Here is a 20,528-nt window from a genome sequence, read left to right on the forward strand (position 1 = left end):
TAGATTATTCTACAATTATTTTAGCGTCAAACAATTCATTTTTAATAAGTCCTTTTATTATATACACGCCTTCTCTGGCTTTATTTCCATTGTCAAGGAAACCATCCCAGTTAATCATTGAATTATCGGTATTTAACATTTTCTCAATTCTCTTTACCGGAATTCCATTTAAATCAAAAACATAAGCAAATACAGGTGTCACATCCATAATAGCATCGAATTGAATCGTAAACTGATTACTTGATGGGTTAGGAAAAACAGTAGGATGAATAACACTTTCTTTAGAATCACTAATTTTGGCAACCGAGGCTACTCCGCCTCCCTGAATATTATATATCTTGAGATCAGTGGCCGTAGCAGTACCGCCTTGGGCATATAAATCAATTTGACTACTTCCCAGAGAAGGAAAAGATCGTGTTGCAAAAGCTAATTCTTCATTTACAAAGACCTCTATAACAGAAGCATCAACAAAAATTCTCCAATTTATATTTCCTGAAGGCAATGCATAACTTGCGGATTGATTTCCTAGTGGCACACCGCTAATAATCGATGACTTACTCCTGTCAACAACAAAATTCTTTGTTAAATAATCATAATAGATCAGTGTTTGTTCCCCTAATCCAGAATTTTTATTTAAAGTAAAACCAACTTTTGTTGCTGTTCCCGGATTGATTGTTGCGACAATTTCGTATTGAGTACCTGACGCATTGTTTAAAACATTACTGGTATTTTCGTTAAAAATAACATTTGTAAAATCTTTAGAAGCACCTCTTAATTTTAGCAGGTTTGGATGCGGGACTTGTTTAATTTTAGTGTTGACAAGTGACCAAACTCTTGGTAAACTGAATACATTTGCCCAACCTTGTTCTTTGTGTTTGGCCGAACTAACTCCATCCGGAATAATTCCTATTGCTGACAAATTTCCATTAGCATCAGGGTAAATTGACGGAGACAATAATACATTTATAACATCTAATCGTTCCGGAATAGCACTATCTTTAATAAATTGAGAGCCATTAAAATTTCCAGTCCAATATAATGCATTCGCATTTGGCAGTTTATTTACTAATAAAATTGACTTGGCCCCAAAATTGTAATAGATTGGCATTTCCCAAAACTCTCCCGTTCCATCAACTAATGGGTTTCCTTCCGCCATAACACCCTGCTGTGTCCATTGTTTAAAATCTGCTGAAGCCGACTTATATAAAAAAAGTGCTCCTCTGGCTTGTCCGCTTCTTAAACCGGATCCTACCATCATATACCAATCTGAATTGTTTTGAAATACAAATGGGTCTCTAAAGTCAGCATGTATATAATTAGCAGGAGCGTTGGGAATAATTGCTTCACCATTCTTAACCCAATTATCATAGGGAGCACTTGAAGTAGCCAAGCCAATCGCTGCTCTTGCTTTATTAACACCAGTATAAAATATATAAGGCACCCCATTTTTCTGAACCGCATGCCCAGACCAGATTCCTACTTCATCAAACCCTGGTTGTGGCCATAAAACCTGTGCTTTTTCACTCCAATTAACCAAATCGTCACTAACATAATGTCCCCAATTTATATGTTCTAAATACGGCCCATTAAAATTTCTCTGACTGAACATATGGTATTTATTATCTATATATATAAGGCCATGTGATTCGTTAGTCCAAGCAGAGGTTGGTAATAAATGATATTTAGGTCTGTGAATATCATTTGCATATCTTTCCGCTACAGGAATTGTAAGATTTGGCATTCCAGGGCTTACTTTATTGTATAATGCTTCAATCTCTGTACTAGTAAGATCTTTATTCCACAGAGAAACCTGATCGATTGCGCCAGTCAATCCATTAGTATCAAATCCTGCCAAGGTTTTATTTTTTGCCTCTTTACCAATATAAACAGTAGCATTACTATCCCATGCTATTGCTCCTGTTACAAATGATTGTTTCTTAATCTGAACCCCATTAAGATATAGCGAGGCTGTACCCAAAGAAGCGTTAATATTTAAGGTTATAAAATTCCATTTTCTAAGTGTTACTTCCTGATCAGAAAGTATCTCAATAACTTTTGTTCCAATTTTGAATTGACCAATTATTCTACCATGATGATTGATTCCTAAAGCTATTCCAGCACTGTTAGATGCATTTACATTTGAAAAAATAGAAGCATTTGTATTTTCGCTTAGCGGATCTTGATCTTTCCTTTGAACAGGAAAAACCAATGGAGCAACCCAACCGGTAACACAAACAGCAGCAGTTGGATAAGTAACTTTTGTTGTACCGGTAGCCCAGCCATAAAAGCCATTAACACGAAGTGCATTTCCTTCAACTCCTACAATACGTTCAGCTGAACTAGATGGTCCATTTATAGTAAAACTAGCATTTGTTTTAGCTTCTGCCAATACTTGTCCTGAGCTCTCATTGAATTCAAACAATAAAAGCGCAGCGGCAGCATTGGGATTAGGAGTTGGATTAGGAGTCGGATTGGGAGTTGGATCGGAAGTCGGATCCTTTTTAGATTTACACCCTAGGACAACCAATCCTAAGAGAATAATTAAGATGTACTTTTTCATTGTATGTAATGTTTATATAATTTTATATAAAACTACCTCAGTACATCTGAAAAAGAATTAGGTATTGTTACATCCACATAACTTTATCATAAAAAAACATAACAGACTACATATCAATAAGTTATTTACTTATAACTTAATAAATACACAAATAAAAAGCCGAAAAATTATATAATATATAAAAATGTTACATTATTATTATACATTTAATTGTTTCTAAAATCTTTTGGAGATATAGAATACTTACTCTTGAAGGTTGTAGAAAAATAATTAGGAGAAGCGAATCCGCAGGAATATGCAATTTCTGAAATATTTAAAGTTGTTGTTTTCAACAATTCTTTTGCTTTTTCTAATCTAAAATTATTGATATAATCCCCTACACCAATTCCTAAAACAGCTTTTACTTTTCTATACAGCTGAACTCTCGAAATATTTAAACAATTCGCAAGGTCCTCCACCGAAAAAGAAGAATCATCAATGTTTTTTTCAAGTATTAAATCAATTTTATTAAGAAACTCTTTTTCGATTAGTCCTAAACCATCAGCTTCAATTTTGTTACTGTTATTAGTATAGTAATACCTTAGCTTTTCTCTATTAAAAAGTAATCCTTTTATGGATTCCTTAAGAACTTTTAGATTAAATGGTTTTGTAAGGAATAAATCTGCCCCTGCTTCTAAAGCCTTAATATAAGTATCCTGATCATTAACTGCAGTCAATATTATTGTAGGAATATGAGAAGTTAAAACATTTGTTTTTAAAGCCTCGCAAATTTCAAAACCATTTTTATCCGGTAAATTCAAATCACAAATAATAATTTCCGGAATTAAATTTAAAGCTTCCTCGATTGCTTTAGTACCGTTGCATTTGATGACATTATAGTCCTGTTGCAATTTCGAAGAAATAAATTCCAAAAGATCTACATTGTCTTCTATTATTAAAACAGAAAGTTTTTTTTCATTAGTTTGAGCTTCTTCAACTTGAATTACGTCCGTATCTAAATAATCATAAACATAGTTGGTATCCGAAAAAACACCAATATCATTGTTAATTTTTGTCTTATCTAAATGAGTATTTCCCAATTTTAAAATAACAGAAAATTCAGCACCTTTATTTGACTTGACCTCAATCGAACCTCCATGTAAATCAACAAAATTTTTCGACAAATTTAAACCAACACCGGATCCATTTTTATAATTGTTTGAGCCTTGATAAAACGGATTAAAAATTTCACTTAACTCATTTTCAGGAATTCCTATACCGGAATCTTTGAAATTTATTGTAACATTAGACTTCTTTATATCTTCATTTATAGAAACCTCTATTCTTCCATTATCTGGGGTGAATTTAAAACAGTTTGACAATAAATTGTAGTAGACTTTATCCATTAAGTTTTGATCCAAAAAAACAGCAACCTCTTTATTATTAGTTGAAATAGTATATATAATGTTTCTCTTTTTTGCTTCACGATCAAACTCTTTAAATATATTTTTAGAAAAATCCCAAAGATTTGTTTTGGTTGCTTTTAAACTAAACTGTTTATCTTCTATTTTTCTAAAATCCAAAAGCTGATTGATTAATCTCAGTAACCTTCTGGAATTATTATACATAATATCTAAATCTTTTTTAACATTATGACTTTTGTTTTTAAATTCATCATGTAAGGATTCAACAGAACTCAAAATCAACGTCAATGGCGTTTTAAATTCATGGGAAAGGCCAGTAAAAAAAATCATTTTCGCTTCATTACTTATCTTGAGTTTTTCTGCAAATTTTTCAATCTCATTTCTTTGACTTACTATTTTGTAATTTGTAGACTCTAATAATTTTTTCTTTTTTCTAATTGAAATAATTGAGTAAACGCTGAAAAGTGCCAAAGAAAAAATAACAACTAAAAAAAACATCAATAATTTAATTAGATTATAAAGTGTAATTTGTTCTTTTTCCTGATCTTTTATAACATTTTGCTGCGTTTCTATATTTGATTGCTGTTGTGATATTTTGTCAAATTGAGTACTCATTATACTTGCATTTAACGAGTCTATCAGTACCGTTTCCAATTTATTATTTTTAGGAACCAACTCTTTTTTAGCGATTTTGATAGCAAGTCTAATTGCTTCGATACCACCTGTAGGATACAAAATTGTAGCTGTCAATATACCATCTTTAACCCATTGAACACCACCATTGGGACCATTTAAACCATCAATCCCAATGAATTTAATTTGTTTTTCTCTGCCTTTTCTTTTAGCTACTTCCCAAGCCTGATAAGCAATGTCATCATTAAATGCATACACATAATCAATGGATGATTTTTCATTTAATACTTTTTCAAAATCTTTAATTTGCAATCCGTTTTTCTTAGCCTCAATTCTACTTATCAAATTTAAATTAGGAAATTGACTGATTATTTGTCTAAAACCCAAACTTCTTTCATATCCGGGAGACGTATTTAATTCTGCATAAATCTCCACAATATTCCCTTTTCCTTTTGATAATGCAGCAAGGTATCTTCCTGCCAAACGACCTACTTCGAGATTATCAGCACCGAGATAAGTAGTGTAATTTTCACTGTTAACCTTCCTGTCGATTAATATTACGGGAATCCCTTTCGAATACGCTTTATCAATTATTGGAGTTAATGATTTTGAATCTAACGGAGATACAATTATAACATCAAAATTACCATCAATCATATTCTCAATTTGTTCTATTTGAGTTTTGATATTTCTGTTGGCATTGAAAATTTTCAGATCAATATTTGGGTAGAGAGAAGCCTCTAATTTCATTGTATGATCCATAGAAGTTCGCCATACATCACCACTTATACATTGAGAAAACCCAATTTTTATGTGATTTTCTTTTGTGTAATCATGACATGAGCTAAAAAAAAGCACATTAGTCATCAGAATTATAAAAATAAATTTTCTTAACATGGGTTATTAGCAAGAATAATGCGAAATAACATACAAATTGATTCATCGTTTAAGGGTACGCCCTTAAACATTCTTCCTTTATATATCGTTTCAGCTGGTTTATTGGTAGTTTTATTCTGAATTTTATTCAGGCAACACATTCATTTTATTCATATTAAAATTCGACTTAACCATTATTAGGTAGATATTAAATCAAATTACTAAGCACACAAACATACTAAAAAAAGCACTTGAAAGTAAAACAACAAAACTTAATTTTGTGATAGTTCAACATCTCTTTTTTGGACTGTAATTTATTCTTTTATTAATTTTAGATAAAGAGCATTATTTAGCTTCAATTTCCTACAACAAAAAACACAGGCAATTACACCTGTTATTTGTTTGTTTTTATGCACAAGCGGAATGCTTGCGTCAGTTTAAGAGACAATACTTTTAGTCGCTTGGAACTTCGCTTCTCTATTAGTTCTATAACTATTTGCTCCAAAGCCTAGAATTTGAGACAGCCCATTTTTATAAAACACCTATTTTTTAATTATACTAGCAATCTCGTCACCAAAAAAGATATTGTGCTTATCCCTATGATTATAAACTTGATTTAGATTTAACTCGTCTATTTCGGTTGTTGTGAATAACTCTCCGCTATCTTCAGCTATAAAACCCATTTTCCGGAACATAAAATCCTGAGGATCTCAAAAAACCAACAAAATAGGTGTACAGATTGCGGGTTATATTGGGATAGAAAAAAAATAATTCAGATTTTTTTCCTGCACTGGTTTTTTATTGCTTCAAAGTATCATGTGTTTTATTTTGATGATATCATAACATCCTTACTTTTAAATCAATTCCTTATATGGAACCTTTTATTATAAAAGAATCGTGCTAGGAGCGGGGAAGCGACCGTGTGGAGACGAGGGCGAGGAAACGTAGTGACTGCCTGCCCTTTTTCAGGGCTGACAGGTGCTATGCTGACGAGTGGACTGTGGAACGGAGCTTTTTTCAAGCGACTGGAACAGCCGAGCGGACCAAAGGAAGCGACCAGAGGGAGACCACTTTTTTGCTCTGCTGTTTATTTTTACTGGAATATTTCTTTTGGAACTTCATTTTTAAACATAAAAAAAGGAACATTTCTGCTCCTTGATTTTATTCTTTTTGTCCATTTGGATCTTGTCTGGTGTCAAAAATTCTTGCAATAAACACAACTCCATCTTCTTCGATGTAAAGTAATTTATAATGCCTTACGATGATTCTTCTAAATTCAGATTCCATCTCATCTTGTTGGTATTGTTCTGCAAAATGGAACTCTTTAGTGGCTTGCAGTATTTCATCTTTCATGGTTTTTGCACCTTGAAGAGATTTTACTTTGTAATTTTCATAAATCGCTTTTAACTGTGCTCTGGCTGTATTTGTCCAAACCTTTTTTAATTCAGCCATTACCAGTTATTTGATTCTTTTTCTAAATCTTCCTGACTGATGTATTCACCTCTTTTTATTTCTGCTTTTGCTTCCTGAAGGTCTTCTTTGTAGGTCGTTCTGTTTAATGGTTTCCCATCAATAGTGTAAGCCACAATATCATTTTCCTGATAACTTTCTATAACTGCCTTAACGACTTTTAAAAGACGTTCGTCAGCCGTGTTTATATATTTTAAAACACTATCCCTCAATTCTAAAGCTCCCATAATCATATTGTTTTTAATACTCCAAAGGTAATTATTTTGTTTCATTTTTTATTGTATCGGATAAAAACTGTTAATCATTTCGTGTAACTTTCTAAATTGTCTTGTTTATAACGCTCGGTAGAACTAATATATCAGTGTCCTGCAAGTGTGTTTTACGTACGTTGCGTTGTTTAAGCCAGTTTACTATTACGCTGTTTCTGATTTGGATTGCATTTTGATAATTGCAATTGATTAGTTTTAATGGACTGGAATACCCAATCGGTTATTCCATCTGTTCTCAAAGCGTTGAGAATTCCTAAACCTTCTTTGGTTAACTGAATAATATTTTTGTTTGTATCTGACTTATAAGCTTGATAAATATAATTTTCAACTCTCGTCTTCTTACATAGCTTGCAGATATATCTTTGATTACCTGATTTTGTTTTGCCATATTTTGTCATAAATGTAATTCCACCAACACATCTGCAACACGAGGTCTCACTTAAAGCCATTTTATTCGATTTAAGACACTATATAATAAAAAAACAACCCGAAGGTTGTCTAATTTTTAACTGCGATAATACTATAAATAGTTGATTTTCTGACAATATTGTATGAAGTAATTAGCCACCAACACATCTGAAACATTACCCGAGCGAGACGCTCGCGCCAGCTGGGGCAGTCTAAAATTGCCTGTTTTTTTGTCTTATTTTTAAATATTCAGATAACTCTGTAGGTTCCGCTTCCGTCAAAATCATTTCCTGAATTCATATCTGACAATATTAAGCCAATATCTGTTGCATTGAATTTTGAAACTAATTCTTCCCAATATTTTTCATTTATTAATTCGTCTTCTGAATCAACTAAATCCTCATAATTATAATCCTTAATAAACTCAATTAATATATCTTCAAATATAAAAATAATTAATCCTGTGTCTGTGGAAAAAAAAGAGACATCTCCTAATATAACCTCACTATAGTCAACTTTTTTTATTTGGCTGACAAAAAATGTGTTTTTATTTGTTTTATATTGAGCAAAAGGTGTATCAGTATAAGGAAAAACTTTCTTTCTTATATCTTCAGGTAAATTATTAGTATTTAATAATTCTTTTTTTATATCATTCAAATAAAGAGCATCAATTATATAATATGATTTACCAATACTCAATTCCAATGGTTCATTATTAATAGATATATTTTTCATTTTTTTATTTATTAAGGTAGATAGCGTGAATGTTCTAATCCATAGCGTTTCAACATAGATTCTGCTTGATAAAATATTTGGGAAGGTGTTGCATTTGGATTAGCTTTAATAAAATTAGACCATTGTTCATTCCATTTACCTTGACCATGAAGAGTTTTTAAGTGATTTTTAGCACTCATTTTGATTGTATAGTCATCAATATTTTTAATCCCACGACTTGCAAACCATTTTCTAAATTGTTGAGATAGAACGTGATGTTTATGGAGCTTTCCAGATTTAAGCAAACCAATTAATACTCTAGTAGATGTTGATGTTTTTACTTTTCCTTTTGCCACAAGTGCAAAAGCTAAAGCACTTCCAGGAGAATCATCTCCAATTTCAGAAAACAATGCGGTATAAAAGGCTTCCCAAACTCCAAATATATCAAAAGCACCACCCATTGGTTGAACAGTGTGGTTAGGATTAGACGCTAATGCATTACCATTAAATATATTAACTCTATAACCAACTTTATATTCAACTCCTGGTACTTCTTTACCAATTACAGTAAGTCCATCTTTTGAACCTCCTGGTTTCCAATTATTTCCTACTTGATATACATTATCGTCTCCATCATCTCTATGTTCAACAACTTTACCATTGTTAACAAAAGTGGACGCTATATGGTTCGCACCTTCAGGTGAAAGACCCGTTGGGTCGGAGAAATTAATCGGACTATTATTAGAAAAATTATAAGGGGATAAATCATCAAAGTTTTCAGCAAGTTCATCTATCACTCCCCAACGTCCAATATCTGGCATATAGTTTCGGGCTTCCATGTCATAAACATTAAGCCCCAGCTCGTCCTGCAGCTCCTTCCCGTTGTACTTATACTTATAGGGTTCTGTAAACCTTTTTTATATAAAACAACCCCTTGTAAAAAATCTCAATATAAAGAACGTCCAACTACATTTTCAATAATACGAAAGTAAATGTAGTTTAATTATTTTCCTAATAATTTCTTACTTATAACCAATAAAAAAGCCCTCGAAAGAGAGCTTTGATTTTATGTTAATCATCGTAATGAAATCTACACTGTATTATGACGCACCTTTGGTCAACACCTTTAGTACCTGATACTTTATAAACTAATCTATGTTCGCCACTAATTCTTCTTGACCAAAAACTTTTCAAATCATGCCGTAAAGGTTCTGGTTTTCCAATTCCTTTGAATGGATTTTCCCTAATGGATTTTATTAATTCTTTAATTTTTATAACTGTATCTGAGTCGTTTTCAATCCAGTATTCAAACTCTTCCCAACCATTCTTTGTAAAGACTATATCCATTTTTAAGCTGGTTCTAATTCATCAAAATTGTAAGAGGTCAGTTTACCTTTCTCCATTTGTTCAATAGACTCAGTAAGTCTTTTTCTATTTGCTTTGGTTGAAAGTAAGTGTTGCGTTTCCATAATTGAATTGTATTCTTTAATTGAAATTATTACAACTGCATCTTCTTCATCATTTCTTGGAACAATAATAGTCTCTGATGATTCAGAAACTTCATCAAAATAGCCTTTAATGTTTTTTCGTAGTGTTGATATAGTTACTGCTTTCATAATACTTGGTCTAAGATGTACTTTTTAGTGATGTACTTTTTAATGTACGCTCAAAGGTACAAATAATTTATACTTAAAATACATATTTAAAAAAAATTAACAGCTAACAGTTTAAATTTATAAATTAGCTATTCATAATAAACTTTGCAATTAAGTCTCTAATAGTCGGACTTATAAAATCCATAAATTCACTTTTACTATCTTCATTCTCAAATTCTACTTTATTTTTTTCGAGAATTTCATTAATGATGTTCGCTTTGGAATCGACTCATATCAGTGCCAATTTCGCTTATGATCGAAATTGCTGAATCTCTTCCAACTCCATCAATAGTTTGTAAAAGTTGTAGTTCTACTTGATATTTCTCAACACTCAAATCGATTTGGTGGTCTAGCTCTGTAATTAATTTTTCATTTTCATCTATTGTTTTTCGAATCATCTTTAGCATAAAACGATGGTGAGGGGTTATTCTTCCTGTTAAGGCTTTTGCTATATCTTCTTTACTTGCTTTTATCCTGCGATGAGCATGAGTTAACAAACTAGTGACATCATCTTTGCCATCAATAATATCGTTGATTATTTTTGTAGCACTAACTCCTTGCGTGTCCGATACTACACTACTTAATTTAATATTGCAATCTTCTAAAAACTTAATCATCCTGTTTTTTTCTGATGCAATGAATTGTGTTTTTTTCTTTCTGTAGCGAATTAAATCCCGTAATTCTCGTATCTCTACAGGAGGAATAAAGCTGCCTTTGAGTAACCCACTCAATAGTAATTTACTAATCCAGACACTGTCTTTCTTATCCGTTTTATGTCCAGGAACATTCTTGATATGACGAGCATTAACTAAAATGACTTCAAAATCCTCTTCGAGAATATTGAATAAGGGCTTCCAGTAGATTCCAGTACTTTCCATCGCGATATGGGTAACTCCTTCCGATTTACACCAATCTCTCAAATCTATCAATGAACTTGTAAAAGCATTGTAGCTTTTGGTTTGATAATCTTTATTACTCTTGCGTATAGTCGCAACTATAATGTCTTTGTGAACATCTATCCCGCACCCTACAGAAATAAGCTGTTCGAATTTAACTGTTTCCATAATCGTAAATGTTTTTTCGGACATCTAATTTACGCAATATATTCACGTCGCGGGAAAAACTCATAGGTGTTTGCGTGCGCTAAATCATGATAATTTTTATGCTTTTTTGTTCCGCGTTTACAGGAGTTTGACATAGCAAATCAGGATTATTTTTTATTTCCGATAACAGTTAAGTGATATTTTATAGCTTCTGAATTAGCTATAACAAATGGGGAGATTCAAATTTACAGTAGTTAAATTGATAATCGCATATCAAAAACGTGCCAAAAAATGACAAAAACCCGCCATTTTCGTTTTGGCATAAATTAATACCCTCAGAGATTAATTTATTGCCGAATTGGAGTCAACCAAAAACAGAACGACTCGTGCGAATTAGTCCTACGCAAAATTTGGGGAGGATTGCATAACTGCTTTAGCTTCTTTACATTCGTATCAGATAACTGAACTAGTAACCTGATAAAATGACTGTTATGAATTTTAAAAACAACACAATGACAATAGAACAAGCTAAGGCAATTGACATGATTAGCTATTTGTGCACTTTAGGTTTTAAGCCTTCTAAAATCAGAGGTTCTGATTTTTGGTTCTTTTCTCCTTTTAGGGATGAAAGAACGCCCTCTTTCAAAATCAATCAACGACTTAATTGTTGGTACGACCATGGAATTGGAAAAGGCGGTAACCTACTTGATTTTGGAACACACTATTTTAACTGCTCCATCAATGAATTACTGCAAAATTTAAAGAATGATTTTTCACTTCAACAGCCAATAATTCACCAGGTTGATAACAGTGATAAACGGGAGCATAAAATTAAAATTCTAAAAGCCGTTGCGCTTACCTCTCCATCCCTTTTACACTACCTCGGGCGCAGAAGGATTCCTATTGAAATTGCACAACACTATTGCATGGAAATTCGATACGCTCTAAATAGAAATACCTATTATGGAATTGGCTTTAAAAATGATTTGGGAGGCTTTGAAATTCGCAATCCTTATTTCAAAACAAGCAGTTCACCTAAAGACATTACCTCTATTGATAATGGCAATAGTGAGGTAGTTGCTTTTGAAGGCTTTATTGACTTTCTTTCCTTTAAAGCCCTAAATAAAAACCTTCCTGAAAACAGCTTGGATTTTGTTATTTTAAATTCCGTTTCTTTTTTCGAAAGAGCACGCCCTTTTATGGAAAATCATCAATCCATCCGGCTTTACTTTGATCAGGATGAAACGGGACAAAGTTATACCAGGCGTGCACTTTCTTTGAGTACTAAATATAGCGATGAAAGCGGACTTTATTCTAACTATAAAGATCTAAATGATTGGGCCATTAATTTCGAAAAATCAGAAAAAAGGTATTTACCAATCCATTCCCTAAAGGCCCGAGATTACCAAAAAAAAATTAAACCATAAGAAAATTTAATATTCAGATAAACATTAAAATTAACTAAAAAACTGAACAGGTTCTGACAGTGAAAAATTCCAAATTCGAACAGACTGTAACACATGCTCCGAACCGACTGAAGAGCAAGCGAAAAAAAGGCAATCTTAATAATCAATAAACAGGAAGTTATGGCTATGCATACTGGAGAAAACGAACAGGCACTAAGAAAAATCATGGATATGACAAGACTAATCAGCATCCTATTATTAGTAATCCATTTTTATTATTACTGTTACGCTGCTTTTAGAGAATGGCATTTGGTTAGTAGTTTAGGTAATACTATTTTAAGCAATATCCACAATACAGGATTGTTCAGTAACTTTTATAAATCCAAATTCTTTGTACTGGGATTGTTAATGATTTCCCTGATAGGTGCTAAAGGGCGTAAAGACGAAAAACTGAATTATAAAACAGCCTTTGCCTATATTATTACGGGCATCCTGATTTATTTCATCAGCTGCTTTTCATTATACCTAAAAACAGAAATAGTGCAAGTAGCAATTGTATATATGAGCATTACCTCAGCAGGGTTTCTTCTGATCCTTTCGGGTGGTACCCTATTATCCCGTATTATAAAAAACAGGCTCAACCACAAGGATATTTTTAATAAAGAAAATGAAACCTTTCCACAGGAAGAAAGGCTCTTGGAAAATGAATATTCTATCAACCTGCCAGCGCGCTATCATTTAAAAGATAAAGTTCGAAACAGTTGGATAAATATCATTAATCCTTTTCGTGCCTTAATGGTCTTGGGGACTCCAGGTTCTGGTAAATCATACTTTATAATACGACACGTCATTACCCAGCACATCCGTAAAGGATTTACTATGTTCGTATATGATTTCAAGTTCGATGACCTTTCCAGAATCACCTATAATACCTGGCTGAAATACAAACATCTGTATCCCAAACCACCTCAATTTTATTTAATTAATTTTGATGACCTGACGCGTACCCATAGATGCAATCCTTTAGAACCTTCTGCCATGACCGACATCACGGATGCTGCAGAATCAGCGCGAACGATTTTATTGGGATTAAACAGAGAATGGATTAAAAGACAGGGAGACTTTTTTGTTGAATCACCGATCAATTTTCTGACAGCTATAATATGGTACTTAAGGAAATATAAGGATGGTCAATTCTGTACGCTGCCGCATGTTATTGAGCTTATGCAACTAGACTATGACAGCTTGTTTACCATATTGCGAACCGAGAAGGAGATTGAGGTACTCATTAATCCTTTCGTAAATGCCTACCTCAATGACGTAATGGAACAATTAGAAGGACAAATTGCTTCCGCTAAGATTGCGATGGCGAGACTCTCCTCTCCCCACTTGTATTATGTGTTATCCGGGAATGACTTTACATTAGACATCAATAATCCTGACGAACCAAAAATTGTCTGCATGGTGAATAATCCTCAGAAAACACAAATTTATGGTGCCGTATTATCCTTGTTTGTAACCCGCTTGGTAAAATTGGTGAATCAAAAAGGGAGACTGAAAAGTAGTTTAATATTTGATGAATTCCCTACCATCTACCTCAACAATATGGACAGTCTTATTGCCACAGCCCGAAGTAACAAAGTAGCCACTTGCTTGGGAATTCAGGACTTCAGCCAGCTTCGCAAAGATTATGGCCGGGAACAGGCTGATGTGATTATGAACATCACCGGAAATATCGTTAGCGGTCAGGTAAATGGTGACACTGCCAAGCAATTATCAGAGCGATTTGGAAAAATCATGCAGGACAGAGAAAGTTTTTCTATTAATAGTGGTGATACCTCCATTAACCGTTCCAAACAATTAGAGTCTGCCGTACCTCCTTCCAAGATCTCTGCTTTAAGTTCTGGAGAATTCGTAGGGATGATAGCCGATAATCCTGATTGCAAAATTGAATTAAAAACGTTTCATTGTGAGATACTGAATGACCATGATGCGCTCCAAAAGGAACAGGATGAATATAAGGACATTGCGGTTATTCGCAAACTCGATTCCACGGAGGTACAACGAAATTACCTGCAGATAAAACAAGATATTCAAGAGATAATGCAATCTGAAATGAAACGTCTTTTAAAGGATCCTGTCCTGGCTTATCTAGTAATAAAAAAATAAAATCATAAGTATTCATAATTTTAATCTCCGTTAGAATAATAAATTATGATTATCAAACTTTGACTTTTAGTATGCTAATTTCTCTTTTGATTTCTAAAAACATCTCCATTATATTTTGAGTTTCAGAGCTATCATTTTTCCTGTCGCTTCGTCCAATATTACATTCATATTCCCAGATTTCAAGAATATCAGATGCTTTGACTTCATAAGCAGGGTAAAAACTATTGTCTGATTCCAAAACGAGTGTGTTTTTTTTGTTTTTATTCAATCGCTTATAGACCATTCCTTCATTTTTAGTAACTAGTATATAGGTTTTACCATCCAGAACATCACCCAGCTTTTCAATGTATCGTCCAACGATGATTGATCCGTCCTCGTGTGGTGGCATAGAATCCCCTTCCACCGGAAAACCCCTGTGTTTTCCTGGCCCCAAAAATGGCAGAGAAATCTGTTGGAGATTTTCAATATATTCTGGGTCAGCATAACCATTTAAATACCCTGCCTTCACTTTTTGTGTAACAACTTCAATATAATTCTCACCGTCCTTATCAACGGTAATTGGCAGCACCAGTCTGTTGCCTTCTAATTTCATCAGATCATCCATAGGGATTTTTCTTACGTCCACAGAAAGCAACAGATCAATGCTGATGTGGTAATAATGGGATATTTTCTTCAGTATTTCATAAGGAGCCTCCGAAGTCCCGTCTTCATATTTGACATACCTGCCTCTTGTTATGGCCAGTGACTCCGCAAGCTTTTCCTGTGAAATTTTCTTTTTTACCCTAAGGTTCCTGATGTTGTCGGAAAATAAAGACATGTTAATTTTGTTACAATTTGTAACAGCAAATATAAGACTTTTTGTTACAATCTGTACTAATTTTGTAATGTATAAATTAGGAGATGATTATGGGCAGAGCAATTGTACATATGGATTTAGATACTTTTTTTGTGTCCTGTGAAAGATTAGGAAATTCAAAACTAGAGGGAATACCTTTGATTATCGGTGGTGGTGACCGTGGTGTAGTCGCTTCTTGTTCGTATGAAGCCCGTACTTTCGGAGTACGTTCGGCAATGCCTATTAAAATGGCTCTCCGACTCTGCCCACAGGCAAAAGTAATGAAAGGCGACATGGAGCTGTATTCAAAATTATCGCATGATGTTACCGAAGTGATTCAACAAAAAGCCCCAATTGTGGAAAAAGCAAGCATCGATGAATTCTATCTTGATATTACCGGCATGGATAAATTTTATGGTGGCTATAAATGGACCAACGAGTTGGCTCAATCTGTCACCAAAGAAACAGGTTTGCCTATAAGCTTTGCCTTATCTGTAAACAAAACAGTTTCTAAAATTGCCACTGGTGAAGGGAAGCCAAGAGGAAATCTCGAAATACCGGAAAATAAGGTACAGCCTTTCTTGAACCCATTGTCTATCCAGAAAATCCCTATGGTTGGCGACGTAACATTTCAGCTATTGTCCCGAATTGGTATCCGTACAATTCAGACACTTTCAGAAATGCCTGCAGAAGTACTGCAACGAATGATAGGCAAAAATGGCATCGAGCTATGGAAAAAAGCAAACGGAATCGACAACAACCCTGTAGAACCTTACACGGAAAGGAAATCAATTTCAACAGAACATACTTTCGGACAGGATACAATTGATATTCAAAAACTGAAATCCATATTGGTAGGGATGGTAGAAAAACTAGCATTTCAATTGCGCTCGGAACAGTGGCTGACCTCGACTGTAGTCATTAAGATACGGTATTCCAATTTTGATACGGAGACCAAACAATGCAGGATACAATATACCTCTGCCGATCACATTTTGACTAAGAATGTTACCGATTTATTTGATAAATTATACCATCGCCGCATGCGCCTCCGATTGATAGGGATACGTTTTAGCGGTTTGGTTCGCGGTACCTATCAAATCAACTTATTTGAGGATACAGAAGAAATGCTGTCTTTATATCAAGCCATGGATAAAATGAAAAGTCGGTATGGTTTTGATGCCGTAATGCGATGTGCTGGTGCCACATTCAAGCCCAATAACAAAGCAGAAATCTTAAAACGTAAATTCTAATTCCAATGTATCTCAACTGTCATTCTTTTCATTCCCTGCGTTACGGTACAATCCCACTAATGGATTTAGTACAACAGGCCATTGTATCCAATATAAAAGCTATGGCATTAACAGACATCAACACGGTTACCGGTATTTATGATTTCATTAAGGCATGTAACGAGGTGGGTATAAAACCACTGGTGGGTATGGAATTTCGTAGTGAGAATAAACTCCTTTATATTGGTCTTGCCCAAAACCGTGAAGGTCTTGCCCAAATGAATCGTTTCCTTACCGAACATAATTTCAATGGAACACCGTTGCCTCTAGCCGCTCCTGATTTTGATAATGTATTTATTATTTATCCATTGGAAAATATACCTGCGGTTTTAAAAGAGAACCACTACATCGGCATTCGCCCCGAACAGCTCCCTAAGTTATTCCTACAGGAATGGAAAAATAAACTCAGCAAAATGGTTATTCTGCAACCAGTGACATTCCGTACAAAAAAAGAATTCAACCTGCATAAGATCTTACGAGCTATCGACACTAACATCATTTTATCTAAACTTACCGAGGATGATTTCTGTAAGACCTCTGAAGTAATGTATCCTCTGGAAGAACTATTGGTAAAATACAACGAGTTTCCAGAGATAGTAGCGAACACCGAAAAAATAATTAAGGAATGTAATTTTGAATTCGATTTCAAAACACCAAAAAATAAAAAGTATTATACCAACAATAGGAAAAACGATATGGCTTTGCTTACAAGCCTTGCCCAGCAGGGACTTGTTTGGAGGTATGGCGTTAATAACCCACAGGCTAAAGCTAGGGTTGAAAAGGAATTGAAAGTGATTCAAGAGTTGGAGTTCAGCGGCTATTTTTTGATAACATGGGACATCATCCGCTACAGCAACAGTTGCGGCTTTTTACATATCGGACGTGGCAGCGGCGCCAACAGTATAGTGAGCTACTGCCTTGGTATTACAGACATCTGCCCTATTGAACTGGATCTATATTTTGAACGCTTCCTGAACGTAAACCGAAAGAGCCCGCCTGACTTTGATATCGATTGGTCTTGGAAAGAACGGGATGTAATACTCGAATATATCTTCAATCGTTATGGTGCTGATCATGTAGCTTTCTGCGGGACAAATGTAGAGTTCAAGTACCGCTCGATATTTCGGGAAGTCGGCAAGGTTTTCGGTTTACCAAAAGAAGAATTGGATATGCTAGCCAAAAATCCAATAGCACTGCAGGATACCAATGCAATTGTAAAATGCGTCCAGCAGTACGGTATGATGCTTGAAAAATACCCAAACCAACGCAGCATGCACTCCTGTGGCATATTGATTTCCGAAGAACCAATTACCAATTACACCGTGTTGGAAATGCCTCCAAAAGGATTTCCAATTGTACTTTTCGATATGCATATTGCCGAGGATATCGGTTTTGAAAAATTCGATATCCTTAGCCAGCGCGGCATTGGTCATATTGACGACAGCGTGAAGCTGATTGAGAAAAACCGTGGCATTAAAGTGGATATCCGCAATACGTCGTTATCCAAAGATGAAGCCGTAGCCAACACGTATTTAGGGCGTGGAAAAACCATCGGCTGCTTTTATATAGAAAGCCCTGCCATGCGCGGATTGCTTCGTCGTCTTAAATGTGATAATTATAAAACGCTTGTAGCGGCCTCATCTATCATACGTCCAGGCGTGGCACAGTCCGGAATGATGAAAGAATACATATTCCGGCACAACCATCCCGACAGGTTCGAATACTTCCATGAGGTATTTAAAGAGCAACTCGGGGAGACCTATGGCATTATGGTATACCAAGAAGATGTGATCAAGATTGCGTTACATTATGGAGGACTTCCGGCTGCTGATGGCGACATCCTGCGTCGGGCCATGAGTGGCAAGGGCCGTTCAAAAGCAGCATTGCAGAAAGTAAAAGATAATTTCTTTGCCTCCTGTTCCAAAAAAGGCCATCCGGTAAAGCTGAGCGAAGAGATATACCGTCAGATTGAATCCTTTGCAGGCTATTCCTTCTGTAAGGCACATTCTGCATCTTATGCCGTGGAGAGTTACCAGAGCCTGTACCTGAAAGTATACTATCCCGTCGAATTTATGGTAGCGGTTATCAATAACCAGGGAGGCTTTTATCGTACAGAGGTTTATGTTCATGAAGCCAAAATGTCCGGAGCAATTCTACACAATCCCTGTGTCAATAAGAGCGAATATGAAACGACCCTATATGGTATCAACGTATACCTTGGCCTGATGCACCTTGAAGGCCTGGAAACCAAAATGGCGCATTTTATAGTAAAGGAGCGTGGGCAGCATGGCGAGTTCAAATCACTGGAAGATTTCATCAATCGCATTCCCATCGGTATTGAAGGAATCCAGATACTGATATTCATTGGAGCATTTCGCTTTACAGAAAAAACTAAAAATCAATTGCTGGTAATTGCGCGGTTGATACTGGTAAACTTCAAGCCCGAAAACAGGAGCCTGATGCTACTCCAGGAACCGGTAAAGGAGTATAAGCTTCCGGTATTGAAACGCTCTGCTTTCGAAGATGCCTTCGATGAAATTGAATTGCTTAGCTTTCCTGTCTCCTGCTCCCCTTTCGATCTGTTGCAGACCAGATATAGGGGAGCCGTAATGGCAAAAGACCTGGTGAAGCACCACAAAAAAACAGTTAAAATGCTCGCCTATCTAATTTCAAGAAAACACGTGCCCACCAAAAGAGGAGCTATGTTTTTTGGTACCTGGATAGACATAGAAGGGGAATATTTCGATACGGCACATTTTACGGACAGCCTTGAAAAATACCCCTTTCAGGGAGGCGGCTGTTACCTGCTCTTGGGAACAGTAGAAGTGGATTATCATTTTCCTACCATTACGATAACCAAGATGGCTAAGATGCCTTTCATCCCCGATCCACGGTATTCCAATACCAAAGACAGGCAATATAAAGTCCACGAGCATATTCGTGAAGACGTGAGTATGACACATCGCGATCCATACCCGCAAGGACATGAAATAGGGCTGCCAAGACATAAAATGAAACAATAAATTCATACCTTCAGATAAGGTATTAAAAAAGGAATACGAAATACATCAGTATAAATCGGACACTCACTAATTAAGCTATTGAATTTAAGAATATATGGAATCTAACATGGAACTAAAAAGATTTTTGGACGCACAAAATCAGGTGTATTTAAAAGCATTATCAGAAATTAAAGAAGGAAAGAAAAACTCCCATTGGATGTGGTATATCTTTCCACAGATCAAAGGGCTCGGCTCCAGCGACACGGCCAAATTCTACGGTATTTCCGATTTACAAGAGGCAGCCTCCTATCTGGCACATCCAATACTGGGCAAACATTTAATTGAAATTTCTACTGCAGTACTGCAACTCGATGGAAAAACGGCATCCGAGATAGTCGGAACGCCTGACGATCTGAAACTGCGCTCCTGCATGACCTTATTTGCTAATGTTCAAAATACAGACCCTGTATTTACGATAATTTTTCAAGAAAGCCCCCATAGACTGGGTCTTTAGACGGGGGATGAATTGAAAATGCAAATACTTCTAATCATTTTAGATATGAAAGTGACAATTAAATACTTTTTTTTATATATTTGTTTAATGGAAAAGCGATGGAGGAAAAGCAGAAGTGCTACATACAATATAGCCTATCATTTGATATGGTGTCCAAAATAGCGTAGAAAGGTATTGATTAACGGTATTGATATTAGATTAAAAGAGTTGTTGAATGAAAAAGCGATTGAATTAGGTGTCGTGATTGAGAATATGGAGGTAATGCCTGACCATGTACAT

General features: G+C 35.0%; 16 protein-coding genes and 2 pseudogenes. 6 read left to right on the forward strand and 12 right to left on the reverse strand.

What is annotated here, in order from left to right:
- Positions 1 to 4: 4 nt before the first annotated feature.
- The 11 genes and pseudogenes from ACNQGN_RS16695 to ACNQGN_RS16745 form a co-directional block, all read right to left on the reverse strand.
- The gene (locus ACNQGN_RS16695; RefSeq protein ID WP_417988973.1) at positions 5 to 2,560 is read right to left on the reverse strand and encodes a glycoside hydrolase family 32 protein; all 2,556 of its coding nucleotides are present in this window, start codon (positions 2,558 to 2,560) and stop codon (positions 5 to 7) included.
- A gap of 206 nt (positions 2,561 to 2,766) precedes the next feature.
- Positions 2,767 to 5,493 carry a hybrid sensor histidine kinase/response regulator transcription factor gene (locus ACNQGN_RS16700; protein WP_417988974.1) on the reverse strand — a complete coding sequence of 909 codons (2,727 nt, stop codon included), beginning with the start codon at positions 5,491 to 5,493 and terminating at the stop codon, positions 2,767 to 2,769.
- Positions 5,494 to 6,633: 1,140 nt separating this feature from the next.
- Positions 6,634 to 6,924 carry a type II toxin-antitoxin system RelE/ParE family toxin gene (locus ACNQGN_RS16705; RefSeq protein ID WP_417988975.1) on the reverse strand — a complete coding sequence of 97 codons (291 nt, stop codon included), beginning with the start codon at positions 6,922 to 6,924 and terminating at the stop codon, positions 6,634 to 6,636.
- Positions 6,924 to 7,214, reverse strand: coding sequence for a hypothetical protein (locus ACNQGN_RS16710; RefSeq protein WP_417988976.1), 291 nt, complete (start codon positions 7,212 to 7,214; stop codon positions 6,924 to 6,926). Before ACNQGN_RS16710 ends, ACNQGN_RS16705 begins: the two co-directional genes overlap by 1 nt.
- A 230-nt stretch (positions 7,215 to 7,444) precedes the next feature.
- Positions 7,445 to 7,660: pseudogene (locus tag ACNQGN_RS16715) on the reverse strand (IS1 family transposase); the annotation flags it as partial.
- 208 nt (positions 7,661 to 7,868) lie between these two features.
- Complete coding sequence (locus ACNQGN_RS16720; protein ID WP_417988978.1) at positions 7,869 to 8,354, reverse strand: hypothetical protein; 486 nt, start codon at positions 8,352 to 8,354, stop codon at positions 7,869 to 7,871.
- An 11-nt stretch (positions 8,355 to 8,365) separates the two neighbouring features.
- On the reverse strand, positions 8,366 to 8,794 hold the full coding sequence (locus ACNQGN_RS16725) for a DUF2380 domain-containing protein (RefSeq protein ID WP_417988987.1): 429 nt from the start codon (positions 8,792 to 8,794) through the stop codon (positions 8,366 to 8,368).
- Positions 8,795 to 9,049: 255 nt separating this feature from the next.
- A pseudogene (locus tag ACNQGN_RS16730) lies at positions 9,050 to 9,220 on the reverse strand (RHS repeat-associated core domain-containing protein); the annotation flags it as partial.
- A 184-nt stretch (positions 9,221 to 9,404) separates the two neighbouring features.
- Complete coding sequence (locus tag ACNQGN_RS16735; protein WP_417988979.1) at positions 9,405 to 9,680, reverse strand: Txe/YoeB family addiction module toxin; 276 nt, start codon at positions 9,678 to 9,680, stop codon at positions 9,405 to 9,407.
- A gap of 2 nt (positions 9,681 to 9,682) precedes the next feature.
- A complete protein-coding gene (locus ACNQGN_RS16740) occupies positions 9,683 to 9,949 on the reverse strand; it encodes a type II toxin-antitoxin system Phd/YefM family antitoxin (protein WP_417988980.1) in 267 nt (88 codons plus the stop codon).
- A gap of 242 nt (positions 9,950 to 10,191) precedes the next feature.
- Positions 10,192 to 11,052, reverse strand: a complete 861-nt coding sequence (locus tag ACNQGN_RS16745) for an IS110 family RNA-guided transposase (RefSeq protein ID WP_417988981.1) — start codon at positions 11,050 to 11,052, stop codon at positions 10,192 to 10,194.
- A gap of 491 nt (positions 11,053 to 11,543) precedes the next feature.
- Between ACNQGN_RS16745 and ACNQGN_RS16750 the strand changes: the two genes are divergently transcribed.
- Together ACNQGN_RS16750 and mobC are read left to right on the forward strand one after the other, a co-directional pair.
- Positions 11,544 to 12,458: a toprim domain-containing protein gene (locus ACNQGN_RS16750; RefSeq protein ID WP_417988982.1), complete on the forward strand. Its 915-nt coding sequence runs from the start codon at positions 11,544 to 11,546 to the stop codon at positions 12,456 to 12,458.
- 165 nt (positions 12,459 to 12,623) lie between these two features.
- Positions 12,624 to 14,606: a conjugal transfer protein MobC gene (gene mobC / locus ACNQGN_RS16755; RefSeq protein WP_417988988.1), complete on the forward strand. Its 1,983-nt coding sequence runs from the start codon at positions 12,624 to 12,626 to the stop codon at positions 14,604 to 14,606.
- Between the two features lie 52 nt (positions 14,607 to 14,658).
- Here mobC and ACNQGN_RS16760 read toward each other — a convergent pair whose 3' ends face one another.
- The gene (locus ACNQGN_RS16760; RefSeq protein WP_417988983.1) at positions 14,659 to 15,423 is read right to left on the reverse strand and encodes an XRE family transcriptional regulator; all 765 of its coding nucleotides are present in this window, start codon (positions 15,421 to 15,423) and stop codon (positions 14,659 to 14,661) included.
- A gap of 89 nt (positions 15,424 to 15,512) precedes the next feature.
- On the opposite strand from ACNQGN_RS16760, the gene dinB reads away from it, so the two are divergent.
- The 4 genes from dinB to ACNQGN_RS16780 all read left to right on the forward strand — a co-directional run.
- Positions 15,513 to 16,694, forward strand: a complete 1,182-nt coding sequence (gene dinB / locus ACNQGN_RS16765; protein ID WP_417988984.1) for a DNA polymerase IV — start codon at positions 15,513 to 15,515, stop codon at positions 16,692 to 16,694.
- A gap of 5 nt (positions 16,695 to 16,699) precedes the next feature.
- A complete protein-coding gene (locus ACNQGN_RS16770; RefSeq protein ID WP_417988985.1) occupies positions 16,700 to 19,756 on the forward strand; it encodes a DNA polymerase III subunit alpha in 3,057 nt (1,018 codons plus the stop codon).
- Between the two features lie 94 nt (positions 19,757 to 19,850).
- Entirely contained in the window at positions 19,851 to 20,249 is a 399-nt protein-coding gene (locus ACNQGN_RS16775) for a DUF1810 domain-containing protein (protein WP_417988986.1), read from the forward strand.
- Between the two features lie 174 nt (positions 20,250 to 20,423).
- Positions 20,424 to 20,528, forward strand: a 105-nt coding sequence (locus tag ACNQGN_RS16780; protein ID WP_417988989.1) for a transposase, incomplete at its 3' end; no start/stop codon positions are given.

Origin of the sequence: Flavobacterium rhamnosi (assembly GCF_048286515.1) — a bacterium.
Classification (GTDB): Bacteria; Bacteroidota; Bacteroidia; order Flavobacteriales; family Flavobacteriaceae; genus Flavobacterium.